The sequence below is a fragment of the Dactylosporangium sp. NPDC006015 genome, from assembly GCF_040614215.1.
In the GTDB taxonomy this organism is placed as follows: Bacteria; Actinomycetota; Actinomycetes; order Mycobacteriales; family Micromonosporaceae; genus Dactylosporangium; species Dactylosporangium maewongense.
In genome coordinates this window covers 161,194-177,690 of record NZ_JBEXUD010000011.1, presented here as the reverse complement: position 1 = coordinate 177,690, position 16,497 = coordinate 161,194, and the positions used below count along the sequence as shown (strand labels likewise).

Sequence of the window (16,497 nt, the reverse complement as noted above, 5' to 3'; positions counted from 1 at the left end):
CACGGCTCAGCCCTCCACGACGGCGCCCATGGCGGCCTGGTAGGCGGCGTCCAGTTCGGCGACGTCATCGTGTTCGGCGACGACCCGGCCGCGCATCAGCACGACGCCACCGTCGGCGACCTGGCCGAGCACGCCGATGGTCGGCGAGGCCAGCAGCACGGCGGTGCCCGACCGGGCCAGATCCCGCACGGTGCGCAGCAGATCCTCCACGATCAGCGGCGCCAGCCCGGTGGCCATCTCGTCGAGCAGCAGCACGCTGGGGTCGGTCATCAACGCCCGGGCCACCACCATCATCTGCTGCTCACCGCCGGAGAGCACGCCGGCCGGCCGGTTGGCGCGGGTCCGCAGGATCGGAAAGCGGTCCAGTGCCTGCTCCACCCGCGCCGGGTCCAGTCGCAGCAGTTCGGCGCTGACCATCAGGTTCTCCCGGACGCTCATCCGCGCGAAGAGCTGCCGGCCCTGCGGTACCAGGGCGAGCCCGGCCCGGGCCCGGTTCCGGGTGGGCAGCGCGGAGACGTCCCAGCCGCCGAGGAACACCTGCCCGCCCGCCGGCACGGAGCCGTACATGGCCAGGGCCAGACTGCTCTTGCCGGCGCCGTTGGGGCCGACCACCAGGGTCACCCGCCCCGCCGGCACCCGCAGCTCGGTGCCGGCGAGGTTCAGCGCGCTGGCCCGTCCGTACCGGACGGTCAGGCCGGAGGCCCGCAGTCCCGTCTCGCTCATCGATCCACCTGCCCGGTGCCGAAGTAGACTGCCTGCATCTCGGCGCTGGCGAGGCAGTCGCGGGGTGCGCCGTTGAAGACGACCGTGCCGCCGGCCATCAGCACCATCCGGTCGGCCATCGAGGCCACGATGTCGACGTTGTGGTCGACCAGCAGCACGGCCGTGCCCCCGGCGGCCACCGTGCGGATGGATTCGGACAGGCCGGCTATGCCGTCGGCGGCCAGTCCGGCGAACGGCTCGTCGAGCAGCGCGATGCGCGGGTGCTGCAGCAGCGCACGGGCCACCTCCAGCAGCCGCAGCTCGCCGAGGGTCAGGTCGGCGGCCAGCCGGTCGATGCGGTGCAGCCCGAGACGGGCGGCTACGTGGCCGGCCTCCTCGCGCAGCGCCCGACCGCCTGGGGCGATCACGCCTCGCACCGCCGTGCCCAGCAGTGCAAGGCCGGAGGACATGCCCCGGGCGAGGCCGCCGACGATGATGTTGTCGCGGGCGGTGAGCGCTCCGGCGACCAGCGGGTACTGATAGGTGCGGGCCAGCCCGGCGCGACGGGCGCGGCGGGACGGCGGGCCGGCCAGCGGTACCCCGCCGGCGAGGACCTGGCCGCTGTCGGGCCGCTGCTCGCCGCCGATCAGGTCGACGATCGTGCTCTTGCCCGCGCCGTTGGGACCGACCAGCCCGACGATCTCGCCGGCGCCGACCGCGAACGAGGCGCCGGTGACCGCCTTGACCCCGCCGTACGACTTGGTCAGCTCATGACAGGAAAGGATTTCAGCGTTCATCGCGTCCGCCTCGGTTGACAGCGCCGACGAGCCGACCGGTCAGGTCCCGGGCCACGCCGATCAGGCCCTCCGGGGCGAAGATGAGCACGGCCACCACGGCGACGGCGAACAGGAGCGTCCCGGAACCCTGGAAGAAGTTGAGGTTGAAGGTGAGCTGCGTGACCAGCAGCGCGCCGATGACCACTCCCCACGGGCTGGAACGCCCGCCCAGGAACGGGATGAACACCGCGAGGAACGCCACCGACAGCGGGATCGACTCCGGCAGGATCGACAGGTTCGCGGTGGTGAACACGGCACCGGCCAGCGAGCCGATCGCGGCGCCGATGCTCAGCGAGATGAGCGTCAGCGCGGTCACCGGCACCCCGGCCGCCTCGACGGCGACCGCGGCCTGCCCCTTGGCCCGCAGCGCGACGCCGAACGGCGAGCGACGCAACCGGGACAGCAGCAATGTGATCAGCCACATCAGTACCAGCGCGACGATCACGATCTCGTCCCGGCCGAGCTGCGCGCCGAAGACACTGATCGACCGGGTGAGGATCACGCCCTCGGCGCCGCCGGTGACGTCGTGCGCGTCGATGAGCCATGCCTGGAACGCCTCACCGAACAGCAGTGTCACGGCGGCCAGGTAGAAGCCGTTGAGCCGGCGGGTGGCCAGGCCCAGCACCACGGAGATGAGCACAGCCGCGACGATGCCCAGTGGTAGCGACACCAGCAGCGGCCAGCCGGTCCGGGTGGCGACCAGGCCCATCGCGTAGCCGCCGATCGCCGCGTAGGCGTTGTAGGCGATGGACAGCGAATCGCCCATGATGAAGTGGCTGTACAGGCCGAGCCCGATCAGCCCGTACGTGACGGTGAGCACGGCGAGGTCCTGCCGGTATCCGTCGGTGCCGACCCAGGTGATGGCGAGGATCAGCAGCGCGCCGGTGATGACCGGTTCGGCGAGGGGCCGCAGGCGGGTGGCGCTCATACCCGTACCCGTTTCATGAAGATGCCCTGGGGGCGGAAGGCGAAGAAGAGCACGGCGGCGGCCAGGGTCGCGTACTGCAGGGCGGCCGCGCCGAAGTAGAAGATCGCGGCCGACTGGATGGTGGCCAGGATCAGCCCGCCGGCCAGCGGCCCCCACACCGACGAGGTGCCGCCGATCACCAGTGCCAGGAACGCGAAGAGGGTGTAGTCCATCGAGCTGTCGAAGATGATCCCGGAACGTGCCGCGAAGACGCTGCCCGCGAGGCCGGCCAGCACCCCGGCGAGGGTGAACGAGGCGATGCGTACCGCCCGCACCGGCAGCCCGAGGACGATGGCGGCCGGCGTGTTCTCGCCGATCGCGCGCAGACTTCGACCCATCCGGGTGCGGTAGATGAACAGCAGCAGCAACCCGAACGCCAGCGCGGTCAGCCCGACCTCCAGGGCGGCCTGGGAAGTCACCGTGGCGCTGCCCAGCCGCACCGAGCCGTCCCCGACCAGTTGTGGCCCGGGCAGCGCGGCACGGCCGAACAGCACCCCGGCGAGCTGTTCCAGGGCGAACAGCGTGGCCACCAGCGCGATCACCATCGGCAGCTCCTCGTTGGCGCCCGGCTTCCACATCGGACGCACCACGAGCACCTCGGTCAGCAGCGCCAGTGCGACCGCGCCGATCACCCCGATGACGACCCCGGCGGCGGCGGGCAGACCCCGCACGCTGGTGAAGTACGCCGAGGCGAGCCCGGCGAACACCGCGTATCCGCCGATCGCGAAGTTGAAGAATCCGGAACTCTCCCGTACCACGAACATCGCCGCGGCCAGCAGACCGAAGAAGCATCCTGTCTCGATGATCGAGACGATGACCTGAAGGGGCATCGTTGTCTCAGGGGTGCTTCTGGTTGATCTCGACGACGTTCATCGACGGGTCGTAGCAGTAGACCTGCCGGTACCCCTTGAGCGCCCACGTGCCGGTGTCGTTGTAGGGCATGCCCAGCTCGTCGAGCCGCCGCATCGCGCCGTCGATGTCATCCACCTCGATGGCGATGTGCCCGTTGATGACCGGGTGCAGCCGCAGCTGGTTGTCCCACGGCAGCGACGGGGTCGGCTTGCAGATGTGGATCTGCCGTTGGTTGTGGTCCTCGAACAGGGCGACGAAGTCGTTGCCCGTCTCCAGGGTGCCCCGTCCGTCGGCGACGAACGGGAACGTCTTCTCCTGCATGCCGAACACCTTCGAGTAGAAGGCGGCCATCGCCCGGACGTCCGAGGCGGGCAGGTTGACGTGATGCAGGCTCCACGACATGGAACTCACTCCTTGGGGTGTAGTGATGCGAGTCAGACCCGAAGCGGGTGACCGCCACCGACGATCAGGGTCTCGCCGGTGATGAAGGCGCTGTCCGCGCCGCAGAAGAACCGCATGGCGCCCACGAGGTCGGCCATCCGGCCCTGGCGCTGGATGAGCTGCTTGTTGGCGATGAAGTCACGGAGCAACGCTTCGGGCAGGTCGGCCATGGCCGACTCGGAGTCCATCGGTCCAGGGGCCAGGCAGTTCACCCGGATCCCGTCTGGCGCGAACTCCTTCGCCAGCGCGCCGGTCAGGCCACGCACGGCGAGCTTGGTGATGCCGTACACGTCGGTGGCTGCGAACCCGGACACCGAGGAGATGTTGAGTACCGCACCCGCGCCGCTGCGGCGCAGGTGCGGCCGGCAGGCCCGGGCGCAGTTGACGATGCCCAGCACGTTCACGTCGAGGATCTCCCGCCAGCCGGCGGTCGAGATCTCGGTGACCGGCCGGCTCCAGGCCATCAGGTGCTTGCCGGCGTTGTTGATCAGGATGTCAAGACCGCCGAAGTTTGCCGCGGCCTCGTCGACGGCGCGTTGCACCGACGCCTCGTCGGCGGTGTCGCAGGCGACCCCGAGCGCCACGGCGGCCCCGAGATCGGCGGCGGCCTGTTCCGCCGCCGCCCCGTCGATGTCTGCCAGGACCACCCGGGTACCGTCGGCGACGAGCGCCTGCGCGAACACCCGCCCGATGCCCCGGGCACCGCCCGTGATGAACGCGGTGCGCGATTGACCTGTCGTGCCCGTCATGAGCACTGCGGCTGGTAGTCGGCCCAGTTGTCGCCGGGCTGGTTCTGCTCGGTGAAGCGGCGCAGCACGATGCCGCACAGCCCGTCGCTGCCGACGTGCTTGCTGGACGTGAAACTCATCGTGAAGCCCTGCCGTCCCCAGCTCGCCGGGAACTTGCTGATCTGCTCGAGCCCGTCTCGCACCTGCGCCGGGCTGCTGTCCACGCCGGCCTTCTCGATCGCCTGCTTGAGCAGGTACACGGTGTCGTAGCCCTGCGCCGCGAACGCGGTGAGCCCGAGGTACTTCTCCCCCAGCTTGGCCTTGAGCTTGCCGCCCAGCTCGGTCGAGCGGGTGTTGTCGGCGGAGATGGCGCTGGCGTAGACGAGCTGCCGCAACGCGCCGGGCTTGGCCAGCTTCCAGGTCTCCGGCTGGTTACCGATCGACGCCAGGGAGATCCGCGGCGCGTCGGGCATGATCTGATGCGCGGTGTTGTGGAACAGCACCTCCAGCTGCCCTCCCAGTGAGGACACGAACAGCGCGTCGGGCTTGGCGGCGGCGATGCGGCTCAGTTGCGGCGCCACGTCGGTGCTGTTGAGCGGCGCCTTCTCGTTGGCGACGATGGTGATGCCGGACTGCTCGAAGATGGGCAGCAGCCCCTTGTTGAGGCCGGCCATGGTGGGCGAGTCGTCGGTGATGACCGCCAGCTTCGTGACGCCGATCTTCTTGAACGCCGCCGCGTAGACGGTGCCGATGTCGGTGATCGGGTTGGCCAGGATGAACGAGAACGTGTTGTTCGGCGGTTCTGCGATGGCGGTGGCGATGTTCGTCGCCGAGATGGCCACGATCTTCTCCTGCTCGACGACCGGCTTGACCTGCTGGGCCGACGCCGACGACGAGTTCATGATGATGACGCGGGCACCGTCGCTGACGAGCTTGCGAAGCACGGCCGGCGTCTGGCTCGGCTGGCTGCCGTCGCTCTGACGGATCAGCTTGAGCGATCGCCCGCCGACGCCGCCCGCCTTGTTGATCTCGTCGATGGCCAGCGAGATCCCCGTGCTCGCCTCGGCCGATGTGGCCGCGGTTCCGCCCGAGGTGTCCTCGACCATGCCGATGACGATGTCTTTTCCGGACGACGAGCCGGAGTCCTTGCCGTCGCCGCAGCCGGTGGCTAAAGCGGCGAGCGTGAGTGAGGTGGCCACGATGCTCAGGCATCGTGCCGCGCGGGTACGGGACATGGTCGCTCCCTGCGGGGTGGGCAATGCGGCCGGAAGCCCTGGCTGGGAAATGCGCGCAGGGCTGGATATGGATGCGACGAGCCGGAGGTTCCGGCTCTCGGCGTCCCGAAGAGCGGTCAGGAGGCGCCGACGGTCTGTCAGTAGAACGATGTTCAACGGGTTGGTGTCGAACATCATGGAATGGATCATCCGGGGGTGTCAACCCTCAACGCCGCTTTTGCAGCAGAGATGAGCGCTGGTCCGAACCTTGACGCTCATCCTTGGCGTCTCTAATGTTCTCGCAATCAAGACAATGATCGTTCTATATACAGAACAGAGTCGGACTTCATGAAACTCGGACTCAGCCTTGGACACTCCGCCGGCCTGCGTGACCTCGCCGCTGTGGCCCGCCGCGCCGACGCGGCCGGCCTGGACTCCCTGTGGGTCTCGGAGGCGTACGGCTCCGACGCGGTCAGCGTGCTGGCCTACCTGGCGGCGGTGACCAGTCGGATCGGCCTGGGCACGGCGGTGCTGCAGATGCCGGCGCGCACCCCGGCCGCCACCGCGATGACCGCGCTCACCCTCGACCAGCTCAGCGAGGGCCGGCTGCTGCTCGGCCTCGGCATCTCCGGCCCACAGGTGGTGGAGGGCTGGCACGGCGTCGCGTTCGACTCCCCGCTGGCCCGCACTCGCGAGTACGTCGACATCGTGCGCGCGGTGGTGGCCCGGCGGGACCCGTTGACCTACCCGGGCGTCCACTACCCGCTGCCGTACCCGCGGGCCGACCGGGAACGACCACGCCCGTTGAAGGCCACACTGCACCCGATCCGCCCGCGGATACCGGTCCTGTTGGCGGCCAACGGCCCACGCAACGTGGCGCTGGCCGGACAGCTCGCCGAGGGCTGGCTGCCCGCCTTCTACTGCCCCGACCGGCCCGAGGTGTACCGCGAGCTGCTCGCCCCCGGGCTGGCCCGCCGCACCGCGGACCTGGGCCCGCTGCGGGTCGTGGCCACGGTGCACATGGCGCCCGGAGCCGACCTCACGGCCTGCTACGACGCGCTGCGCCCGGTGTTCGCCCTGTACCTGGGCGGCATGGGCACACGCGGCCGCAACTTCTACGCCGACCTGGCATCCCGGCTGGGCTACGAAGCTGCCACCCAGCAGATCCAGAACCTGTACCTGGACGGGCACCGCACCGAGGCGGCCGCCGCGGTACCGGACGCGCTCATCGACCAGCTCGCCCTCGTGGGACCCCGGGAACGGATCCGGGACCGGCTGGCGGCCTGGGCGGATGCCGGGGTCGACGTGCTGACCCTCAAGACCACCGACGTCGACCTGGCCGCGTGGCTGGCCACCGCGCTCTAGCAGACCCCGATCAGGAGAAGAACATGCCGCTCAACGAGGCGTTCATTGGCAAGGTGTTCGCACCCACCGCGCCGTACCAGGTCAGTCGGGAGAAGATTCGGGAGTTCGGCCTGGCCACCGCAGCCACCCCCGGTCAGAACGGCCAGCCAGTGGTCCTCTCCACGTTTCCCATCGTGCTGAGCCTGCCCGCCACCCGGCACGTGCTGTCCGACCCGGCACTCGGGCTGGACTACAGCCGGGTGGTGCACGGGCGCCAGCGATTCCGGCACACGAGGGACATCCGGGCCGGCGACGAACTGACCGTGACCGTCCACATCGAACAGATTCAGTCCGGCGGGGTGCACCAGATCGTCACCACGCGCAGCGAGATCGCCACCACGGCCGGGGAGCCGGTCTGCACCGCATTCTCGACGCTGGTCGAACGGGGTACCCGGCCCCGGCCCGGCCCTCGCGACGCGGAGCCGGCGCGACCCTGGACCGCGCCCGGTCAGCAGCTTCCAGACCGCGAGTTCAAGGTCACCCGGCAGGACCTGGTCCGCTACGCGGGCGCGTCGGGTGACTTCAACCCGATCCACTTCAGCGATCACGCCGCCGGACAGGCGGGACTGCCCGGCGTCATCGGGCACGGGATGCTCACCATGGCGCTGACCGCACGGGCGGTCACCGAATGGATCGGCGACCTGACCGGAGTTCTCGACCATGAGACCCAGTTCAAACGGCCGCTGCTGGTGCCCGACGACGGGGGTACCACGCTCACCGTCTCCGCGACCGTCGGCGACCCCGACGACGCCGGCCACCGCCAACTGGTCGCCGAGGCGAACGCCGGTGCCGACCTCGTCGCGATCTCCCGCCTCACCATCCTGTAGGGGCTCGCAAGGTCGTCGCCGCACGGATCGGCCCGGCCGACTGCGCTTCCCTACCGCGAACGCGAGTTCCACGCCGGCCAGTAGCGGCAGCGCTGCGCGGCAAGGCGGGTGAGGACGCCGGGCCGGGTCCGGCGGATCGCCCGGCGCCGGCGTTCAGTCGCCGTCGATCGGGATCTCGGCCAGCAGTGCTGTTCCGTGGCCGGGTGGGCTGGCGACCTCCAGCCAGCCGCCGAGCGTGGCGACGCGGTCGCGGAGGCCGACGAGGCCCGAGCCGCTCTTGAGGTTCGCGCCGCCGACGCCGTCGTCCTGCACCGAGATCCGCAGGCGGCCGTCACTGGCCTCGAGGTCGACGCGGACCAGGCTCGCCTGGGCGTGCTTGGCGGTGTTGGTGAGCGCCTCGGACACGACGTAGTAGGCGCCGACCTCCACCTGCTCGGGGAGCCGCCGCTGGACGGCCAGGGTGAGGTCGACGGGTGTGGCGCTGCGACGGACGAGGGCCCTGACGGCCGCACCGAGCCCGCCCTTGGACAGGATGGCCGGGTGGATGCCGCGCGAGAGTTCCTGCAGGTCGTGCAGGACGCTGGTCACGTCGTTCACGGCCTGCGACAGGTCGTGCCGAGCGGACCCGGCGGGCAGGGTCTCCTCCACCATGCGCATCTGGAGGCCGAGCGCGACGAGCCGTTGCTGCGCGCCGTCATGCAGGTCGCGTTCGATGCGGCGGCGTGCCTCGTCGCCGGCGGCGACGATGCGGGCCCGGGACGCGGTGAGTTCCGCGTTGGTCTCGGCGTTGACGATCGCTGTCGCGACGAGCTCGGTGAAGTCGGCCATGCGGGTTTCGGTGTCGCCCGGCAACGGCTCGGGCCGCATCGTCACGACGATGGCCACACCCCAGATACGGCCCTCGACCACGATCGGGACACCGACTCCCGAGCGGATGCCTGCGCGGCGGGCGATCTCGGCGTTGGGTCCGGCGGCGTTGTCGTACGAGGCGATCCGGGCCGCGGCGCCGGTCCGCAGCACCATCGGCAGGAGCGACTCGCCCCGGACCGGGAACGTCTGCTCGGCCAGGTCCAGCTCCTTGGCGGCGGCCACTCTGGTGACGGTGCCGTTGGACTCGTACCGGTACAACGCCGTGGGGTACGGGCCGAGGACGTGGCCGATCTCCTCGGCCACGGCGTCGAACACCTCGGCTGGGGCGGCTCCCCGAGCGACGAGCGTGGCCACCCGGCGCAACGCGGCCTGCTGTTCGGCCAGGTTCGCGGTTTGCTCTCGGCTCGTCTCGCGCTCCCGCGCCGCGCCGAGCACCGAGGCGAGGACGGGCACGACCCGCTCCCGCAGGCGCCGCCGGACGGGTTCTGACAGGACGGCCGGGACGAGCAAGGTGCCCAGCGTGGTCTGCCCGGTGCACAGCGGGAACGCACTGCGGTCCGGGTCGGCGGCACACCCGCCGACTGCGATCTCGGCCCAGGGAATCCGCAATGTCTGGGCGATCCGGTGGGCGGCGGTGTCCAGCGCGGGGTGCAGGTGCTCGGCGCCGAGCAGCACGTGGGCGAGGTCGGCGCTGAGATCGGCCTCCTGGCGCCGGTCGGAGATCTCGGCGGCGTGTCTGCGCACGAGGTTCGCCAGACCGCTGACCAGCAGCGCAGCCGCCACGAACACGGCCACGTCCTGGAGGTCCTGGCCGGTGGAGAGCTGGAACTCGCCGAAGGGCGGCACGTGGAAGTAGTTGTACGCGGCGGTGCTGGCCACCGCCGTCAGCGCGCCCGTCGTCGCACCGCACACCATCGAGACGACCAGCACCCCGACGAGGTAGATCATTCCTCGGGAATCCTCGCGAACCGTGCCGCGCAACGGGATCAGCGCGAAGGTCTCGGTCGCGATCACCACCGCCGCGATGAGCAACCCGAGCGGCCACGGCGGCGGCTGCGCACGAATCACGAGCGACAGCAGGCGTACCCGCGTCAGGGGCGCCCTCATCCGCATCCCATCACGCGCTGAACGCCAGCGGTCGGTGAGGTAGCCCGAATCGCGCGGTGACGCGCTCACGAAAGGCATGGTGACCCTCTCACCAGGTTACTCCGAAGTAGCGCCACCTCCGGCCCGGCGACGCCACCGGAGGCCATGTCCGCGGCCCATCCGAGGACGAGCCGACGCAGCTGAGCGCGGCACCGTCATGGCCCGAACGCCGTGTCGGTGCCGCGCTTGCGGGTGGCGGCGCGGATCGCGGCCACGGGGATGCCCTGGTTGTACCCGGCGACCCCGAAGGCGGGGTAACGGGGGTCGCCGGCGTGATGGACCGCGACCCACTGCCAGTCCGGCCCGAAGCACGGCGAGCCGGACGACCCCGGCTCGGTGTTCGTCGCGTACCGGACCCTCGTGCCGGAGCTGTTCACGCCGAGGACCGCCTCGGAGTCGATCGCCACCTGCAGCGGTGCCCCGTCGGCGTGCTGCACGATGTACAGGGCGCGGACCTTCGTGAAGTCGTGGTCGGCGACCGGCATCTTCAGCCAGCCCCGCGGCGTCCACTCGCCGTCGTTGGTGGGCCCGCCGACCGGCTCCTCGCCGGCGCGGCCGGCCAGCCGCAGGAGGGCGTAGTCGAGCTCGTCGGCGGACGGTTCACCTGTTGGCGGGACCTCTCCGTCGTGCCGGCTGTGCGGGCTGTGGTCGATCAGCCAGTCCGCGGCGAGCCGGTGCACGGTCCCGGGCGCGGGCGTGACGCCGTCGGCGAGATACCGGTAGTCGAACCGCAGCCGGACCGCGGCCGGTGCCACGACGCCGTCGACCACGGCTTTCACGACGTGAGAGTTGGTCAGGACGACGTCGGGCCCCACGAGGAATCCGGTGCCGGTGCCAAGCCCGCCGGGACGGGACACCTCGACGCGGCACACCTGACCCTCGATCTCGCCGAGCCGGGCCAGCCACGTGGCCAGGTCGTACATCGAGTTGGACTGGCGGATCCTGAGCTCCAGCGACGCGCCGCCGGTGCCGGTCTGCGGCGCCAGCTCGAACCGCGCCGCGAACGCCAGCAGGTCCGAGTCCGTCGGCAGGGCCTGCCGGGCCGCGGTGAGCAGGTCACGCCACCACAGTTGGGCGTTGGCATCCTGGACGATGTCCAGCAGTGCCGCACGGTACCCCACCTCGGCCCCGACGAAGTCGTCGAACCGCCGGTCCAGCCTGCCGAGCAGCAGCTCCCGGAACCGCGAACGCGGAAACGCGTCGGCGAGCAGATTCCGGAGCTCGATCATCTCCGGACCGGTCAACCGGCTTGGGGGCATCAGCGAATGGCCTGTCTGTCCGGAGGATCCGTGGCGTATGCCAGAACCAGCACAGTGATACCACGAAGGCACACCGCACGGGCCGCGCCGCCAGCCTTCCCGACCCGATGGGCCAGGCAATGCTGCGCGGTCGCGTGATTGAGCCCGGTCGAGCGGTTGACCTAGGCTGGCCTCCTATGCCGAAGCAGCGGGTCCGGCGGCGATGACCTTCGCCCGGCCGAACCTCCAACCACGCGAACTCCTTGCCGTGCGCGACGGCCTACTGGTGGCCTTCGCAGACCGGCAGCGACTGGAAGAGCTGGTCATGTCGTGCGACCGCACGCTCGACGAGCTGGAGGTCAAGGGCAACGACTACCGCGGCAACGTCCTGGCGGTGGTGAAGGCGGCGTTCGCCGACGGCTGGCTGATCGAGCTGCTGAGCACCGCTTCGGCGCTCGTTCCGAGCGACGACCTGCTGCGCGAAACCCTCGACCGGGTGTCGCCGGCCCCACCGGTCGCGCTCGCCGACCACTTCGCGGCGTGCCGGCTCAGCGGCGGTCACGTGCTGATCGACCGGTCCCGGCTGCGGGCGGCGCTCCGGGAGCTCTGCCAGCCCACCGGCCGGCGGATTCTCGTGGTCGGTGGCCCGCGACGGACCGGGAAGTCCCATACGACGCAGCTCATCGCGTACCTTCACATGGTGCGCCCGGCGTTCCGGATCGCCCACGTAGATCTTGAGGCGATCCCGCGGCTGCTCGGCCGCGACCGGATTGTGACACCCCACGACGTCGCCCAGCGCATCGTGCGGATGCTCGGCTACCCGGCCGAGCTGGCCACCGCCCCCGCCGGCACGCCGTGGCCGGAGTGGGTGCTGCTCTTCTGTGACGAGTTCGAGTCGCATGCCATGCGCGACGAGCGCAACCCGTGGATCGTCATCGACGGCTTCAACCACGTCGTCGCCATGCAGGCCACCATCGATCTCGTGAAGGAGCTGGCGCGGCGCGTCGACCGGTTCCTGACCGGGTTCCGGCTGGTGCTCCTCGGCTTCGACGACTCCCTCGTCGCCGTGGGGCAGCACGCGTCGATCGAGACCCTGGAGCAGATCGGCGCCGACGAGGTCGCGCAGTTCTTCCGCGACGCCTACGAGCAGCTCGGCGTGCCCTGGACCGAGCAGCTCCTCGCCGACGCCGCCGCCCGTGTCCTCGCGGACCTGCACCCGGAGCAGCACGACTACCTGCGGGTGCTCGGTGATCGGGCGAGCCGGGCGCTCGCGGATGCCGCCGGGCCGTCGGTGCGCGCATGACCGAGGGGGTGGCGACGACGGGGTCCGGCGGGCTGCACGAGGCGGCCGCGGTCCTCGCCTGGTACTCACCACCGGCCATCACCCCTGTCCCGGGCCCGCCCGGCGACCTTGACCTGCTGCTGCTGGACTCGGACGTGACGGTCGACGCCGCATTGCAGCGGCGGTGGACCCTGGGCACGGACGTGCGCGTTCAGGTGCTGCGCCGGCTCCGGCAGCAAGGGCGGATCCTCGACGCCCTGGCCGCCAACCCGCAGCGCCCGGCCGAACCGATCCAGGTCTTCCTAGAGCTGTACCTCACCGGCCGTCGACCCGCAATCGACGAGCTGGACCTCCCGGCGCTCGTCTGCGTCCGGACCGTCTGCGATTGGCTCAGACCCGCAGGGTTCGACGACCTGCCGGACCCGGGCTCGCTCGCGGCCCGGCTGGAGTGGCTCCTGCTGCTGCAACCCGTCGAAGCGCTCGCCGCGGGCCGGCAACCTGACGACGGCGAGCACCTTCGTGTGCTCCGCGACCTGGTCCACCCCACACCCGGGTCGACCCTCGCCGTCCTTGACGGTGGTGGTGGTTCGGTGGCCGCCGCCCGCTTCCTGCTCGACCGTGCCCGGGCCGGCCTGCCCATCGCGTACCTCGACCTGAGCCGTCCGGACGTCCGTCCGCCCACGCTGCCGCCGGTGCTGCTGGAAACGGCGAGGCAGATCCTCGCGCAGCGCCCGCGGGCGGCAGATCGCTGCGCACCGATCCTGCTGGACTGGGAGCGGCGGCTGGCGTCGCCGGGCGGGATCACGGACGAGGAGGCTCGCGGCTGGAGCGACGACCTCGCCACGATCATCGACGCCGCAGGCCTCACGCGAACCCCGGTGCTGCTGGTCCTCGACGAGACACGGCAGGCGTACGGCCTGTCGCGGACCGTCGCACAGCTGCGGCGGAGCCTGCCGCAGCTGCGGATCTGCCTGTGTCGCCGCCGGGCGGGCCGCGACACAGCTCGCTCCGGCGGGCTCAGGGACCTGCCACCGGCCTCGGACGTGTTCGTCGGCCGTGACCTGACGCAGCTCTCCCGGCGGCTGCCCGCCGCCGTCGGGGTGGTGGTGGGCCAGGCGTCGGTGTTTGGATTCGGCGGCATCGGCAAGACCGAACTGGCGCTGCGCTACGCGCTGGAGCACGCGGGCCGCTACCGGCAGGTGTGCTGGGTCAGCGCGGGCACGGCAGACAAGGTGCGGCTCGGGCTGGCCACGTTCGCGCGGCGGCTGGGTCCGGCCGGCACACTTGCCGATGCGCAGGCGTGGGCGGTCGGCTGGTTGCGGTCGAACAGCAACTGGCTGCTGGTGCTGGACGACGTCGAGGACGTGGAGGACGTCGCCGAGCTGTTGGGCGACGTGGCCGGCCGGGGCCATGTGGTGGTGACGACCCGCCGCGACCCGGGACTGGCCCGGTGGGCTTCGCTGGGCCTGGCACCGCTGTCGCTGGGGGTGCTGGATCGTCCCGCGAGCGTCGAGCTGCTGGTCGCGCTGACGGGCCTGCCGGCAACCGCCGGGGCGGGCCGGCTGGCCGCGCAGCTGGGTGACCTTCCGCTGGCGTTGGAGCAGGCGGGCGCGTACATCAGGCAGCACGACGGCCTGACCTTCGAACAGTACTGGTCGCTGCTGCGCGGCGAGCTCGCTCTGGACGCGTACGACAACGCCGCGGACCCGGCCGCCGCCGCACCGTTGCACCTGACCTTGAACGCGGTCCGGAGCCGGTCGGTGCTCGCGGACCGCGTGATGCGCGTGCTGGCCTGGATGGCGCCCGACGCGGTGCCCGAGGACGTGCTGATGGCGCTGTCCGAGCACCCGGCCGACCTGGACGAGGCGTTGACGCTGCTGACGTCGTACAAGATGGTCACCTGGAATGCGGGCACGGTCCGCGTGCACCGGCTGGTCCAGGCCGTCATCCGCGCCGAGACGCCGGGCGGCGGCCTGGACGAGGCGGTGCGGGTGCTGACCGCGGCGTTGCCGGCCGAGCCGATCGACACCGTGGACAGCTGGCAACGGTGGGACGCGTTGCTGCCGCACCTCGACGCGGTGCTGAGCCACCTGCCTGCCGTCCACACCAACGTCGGCGCGCTGCGCATCGCCGGCGGCGCGGCCAACTACCGGCGGTTGCAGGGTCACGCCGCCGAGGCGGCCGCGGCCTTCGAACAGCTGCTCATCGGCTATGTCCGGGTGTTCGGCGAAGACCACCCCGAGGTGCTGACCACCCGCCACAACCTGGCCATCGCCTACTGGGCCGCCGAGCGGACCGGGGACGCGGTCGTGGTATGGGAGCAGGTGCTCGCCGGCCGCCGCCGGCTGTTCGGCGACGACCACCCCGATGTGCTGACCACCCTCTCCAACCTGGCCGTCGCCCGCTGGGACGCCGAGCGGATCGAGGACGCGGTCGCCGCGCTCGAACAGGTGCTCGCCGGCCGCCGCCGGCTGCTCGGCGACGACCACCCCGATGTCCTGACCACCCTCTCCAACCTGGCCACCGCATACTGGGACGCCGAGCGGATCGAGGAAGCGGTCGCGGTCTGGGAGCAGGTTCTTCCCGGCCGCCGCCGGCAGTTCGGCGACGACCACCCCGGCGCGCTGATCGCCCGCTACAACCTCGCCGTCGCCTACTGGCGGGTGGGTCGCGTCGGCGAGGCGATCGCGATGGATGAGCAGCTGCTCCCCCTCGCCGAGCAGGTGCTCGGCGTCAACAGTCCGTTGGTGGACGCCGTTCGTCGCCGGCTCGCCGAGATGCGGGCCGCGACAGGCGACGCATGACGCTCTCCGCGGTCGCCACCGGCATGGGCTGCCGTGCCGGTGCCGGCGTCGACCCTGTGACGTTGTCCGTGTCGCCGATCGGCGGGGGCATGCCAGACTGTCGGTCGACCTTGGCGGCGTCCGGCGGAGCCCCAGGCAGACCCCCAGGCAGACATGGAGGAGTTCAGCGCGGTGGCAGCGGACGGCGGCAGTACCAAGGCGGTGGTGACCGCGCTCGCGGCGAACCTCGGGATCGCGGTCAGCAAGGGTGTCGCCGCGTTCATCACGGGCTCCTCGTCGATGCTCGCCGAGGCGGTGCACTCCCTCGCCGACACCACCAACCAGGCGCTGCTGCTCGTCGGCGGCCGCCGCTCCCGGCGTGAGGCCGACGAGGCACACCCGTTCGGCTACGCCCGGGAACGCTACATCTACGCGTTCATCGTCTCGATCGTCCTGTTCACCCTCGGCGGGCTGTTCGCGCTGTACGAGGGGTACCAGAAGATCGTCCACCCGCACGAGCTGACCACCCCGCTGGTCGCGGTCGTCGTGCTGGTCATCGCGATCGGGCTCGAGAGTTACGCGCTGTACACGGCGGCGAAGGCGGCGAACGCGGTCCGCGGGTCGAAGACCTGGTGGCAGTTCATCCGCCACGCCAAAGCCCCCGAGCTGCCGACGATCCTGCTCGAGGACGCCGGCGCCGTCACCGGTCTCGTCGTCGCCCTGCTCGGCGTCGGGCTGACCGTGCTGACCGGCAACCCGGTCTTCGACGGCATCGGCACGTTCGTCATCGGCGCGCTGCTCGTCGTGATCGCCGTCATCCTCGCCATGGAGACCAAGAGCCTCCTCGTCGGCGAGTCCGCCTCCAAGGCCAACATCCGCAAGATCCGCGAAGCGCTGATCGCCGAACCCCAGTTCGACCGGGTGATCAACATGCGGACCATGCACCTCGGCCCGGACGAGCTCCTCGTCGCGGTCAAGGTCGCCGTCCCGCCCGGGCGGCTTTCGGAGGAAGTCAGCGACGCCATCAACAGCGCCGAGGCCCGCATCCGCGCCGTCCTGCCGATCGCCACCCTGATCTTCGTCGAACCTGACATCTACCAGCCGCCGGCCGACCCGTCTGTGTAGCACGCCCGGCGTCTGGTCCGGCAGCTGTGCCCGAGCGCGGCGGCTGGTGGGGAGGGCGGCGCCGCCCTCCCCACCAGCACCG

13 protein-coding genes and 2 pseudogenes are annotated in these 16,497 nt (G+C 71.1%); 6 read left to right on the top strand and 9 right to left on the bottom strand.

Annotated elements, in window-relative coordinates; genetic code table 11:
• Positions 1–6: 6 nt before the first annotated feature.
• Genes ABZ321_RS21725 through ABZ321_RS21695 form a run of 7 tightly spaced genes read right to left on the bottom strand, consistent with a single transcriptional unit; the run spans position 7 to position 5,761 of the window.
• On the bottom strand, positions 7–723 hold the full coding sequence (locus tag ABZ321_RS21725) for an ATP-binding cassette domain-containing protein (protein ID WP_354893811.1): 717 nt from the start codon (positions 721–723) through the stop codon (positions 7–9).
• Complete coding sequence (locus tag ABZ321_RS21720; protein ID WP_354893808.1) at positions 720–1,499, bottom strand: ATP-binding cassette domain-containing protein; 780 nt, start codon at positions 1,497–1,499, stop codon at positions 720–722. Before ABZ321_RS21720 ends, ABZ321_RS21725 begins: the two co-directional genes overlap by 4 nt.
• Positions 1,489–2,466, bottom strand: a complete 978-nt coding sequence (locus ABZ321_RS21715; protein ID WP_190252746.1) for a branched-chain amino acid ABC transporter permease — start codon at positions 2,464–2,466, stop codon at positions 1,489–1,491. Before ABZ321_RS21715 ends, ABZ321_RS21720 begins: the two co-directional genes overlap by 11 nt.
• Positions 2,463–3,335, bottom strand: coding sequence for a branched-chain amino acid ABC transporter permease (locus tag ABZ321_RS21710; protein WP_344513940.1), 873 nt, complete (start codon positions 3,333–3,335; stop codon positions 2,463–2,465). The genes ABZ321_RS21715 and ABZ321_RS21710 overlap by 4 nt, the downstream gene beginning before the upstream one ends.
• Positions 3,336–3,342: 7 nt before the next feature.
• Entirely contained in the window at positions 3,343–3,759 is a 417-nt protein-coding gene (locus ABZ321_RS21705) for a VOC family protein (protein WP_344513942.1), read from the bottom strand.
• Between the two features lie 32 nt (positions 3,760–3,791).
• The gene (locus tag ABZ321_RS21700; protein ID WP_354893803.1) at positions 3,792–4,547 is read right to left on the bottom strand and encodes an SDR family oxidoreductase; all 756 of its coding nucleotides are present in this window, start codon (positions 4,545–4,547) and stop codon (positions 3,792–3,794) included.
• A complete protein-coding gene (locus ABZ321_RS21695; protein ID WP_344513946.1) occupies positions 4,544–5,761 on the bottom strand; it encodes an ABC transporter substrate-binding protein in 1,218 nt (405 codons plus the stop codon). The genes ABZ321_RS21700 and ABZ321_RS21695 overlap by 4 nt, the downstream gene beginning before the upstream one ends.
• A gap of 327 nt (positions 5,762–6,088) precedes the next feature.
• Here ABZ321_RS21695 and ABZ321_RS21690 point away from each other — a divergent pair, with 327 nt between their 5' ends.
• The 3 genes and pseudogenes from ABZ321_RS21690 to ABZ321_RS21680 form a co-directional block, all read left to right on the top strand.
• Positions 6,089–7,105, top strand: coding sequence for an LLM class F420-dependent oxidoreductase (locus ABZ321_RS21690; protein ID WP_344513948.1), 1,017 nt, complete (start codon positions 6,089–6,091; stop codon positions 7,103–7,105).
• 23 nt (positions 7,106–7,128) lie between these two features.
• A pseudogene (locus tag ABZ321_RS21685) lies at positions 7,129–7,533 on the top strand (MaoC family dehydratase N-terminal domain-containing protein); the annotation flags it as partial.
• Positions 7,534–7,596: 63 nt separating this feature from the next.
• A pseudogene (locus ABZ321_RS21680) lies at positions 7,597–7,971 on the top strand (MaoC/PaaZ C-terminal domain-containing protein); the annotation flags it as partial.
• Between the two features lie 153 nt (positions 7,972–8,124).
• On the opposite strand, the gene ABZ321_RS21675 reads toward ABZ321_RS21680, so the two are convergent.
• Positions 8,125–9,948 carry a DUF4118 domain-containing protein gene (locus tag ABZ321_RS21675; protein ID WP_354893798.1) on the bottom strand — a complete coding sequence of 608 codons (1,824 nt, stop codon included), beginning with the start codon at positions 9,946–9,948 and terminating at the stop codon, positions 8,125–8,127.
• Positions 9,949–10,142: 194 nt separating this feature from the next.
• A complete protein-coding gene (locus ABZ321_RS21670; protein WP_344513951.1) occupies positions 10,143–11,246 on the bottom strand; it encodes a trypsin-like peptidase domain-containing protein in 1,104 nt (367 codons plus the stop codon).
• 202 nt (positions 11,247–11,448) lie between these two features.
• On the opposite strand from ABZ321_RS21670, the gene ABZ321_RS21665 reads away from it, so the two are divergent.
• The 3 genes from ABZ321_RS21665 (at position 11,449) to ABZ321_RS21655 (ending at position 16,415) form a co-directional block, all read left to right on the top strand.
• Positions 11,449–12,528 (top strand): effector-associated domain EAD1-containing protein, encoded by a 1,080-nt coding sequence (locus tag ABZ321_RS21665; protein WP_354893794.1) that lies wholly within the window; start codon positions 11,449–11,451, stop codon positions 12,526–12,528.
• A complete protein-coding gene (locus tag ABZ321_RS21660; protein ID WP_354893792.1) occupies positions 12,525–15,311 on the top strand; it encodes a tetratricopeptide repeat protein in 2,787 nt (928 codons plus the stop codon). The genes ABZ321_RS21665 and ABZ321_RS21660 overlap by 4 nt, the downstream gene beginning before the upstream one ends.
• Before the next feature lie 153 nt (positions 15,312–15,464).
• Positions 15,465–16,415, top strand: coding sequence for a cation diffusion facilitator family transporter (locus ABZ321_RS21655; RefSeq protein ID WP_354893789.1), 951 nt, complete (start codon positions 15,465–15,467; stop codon positions 16,413–16,415).
• Positions 16,416–16,497 lie beyond the last annotated feature (82 nt).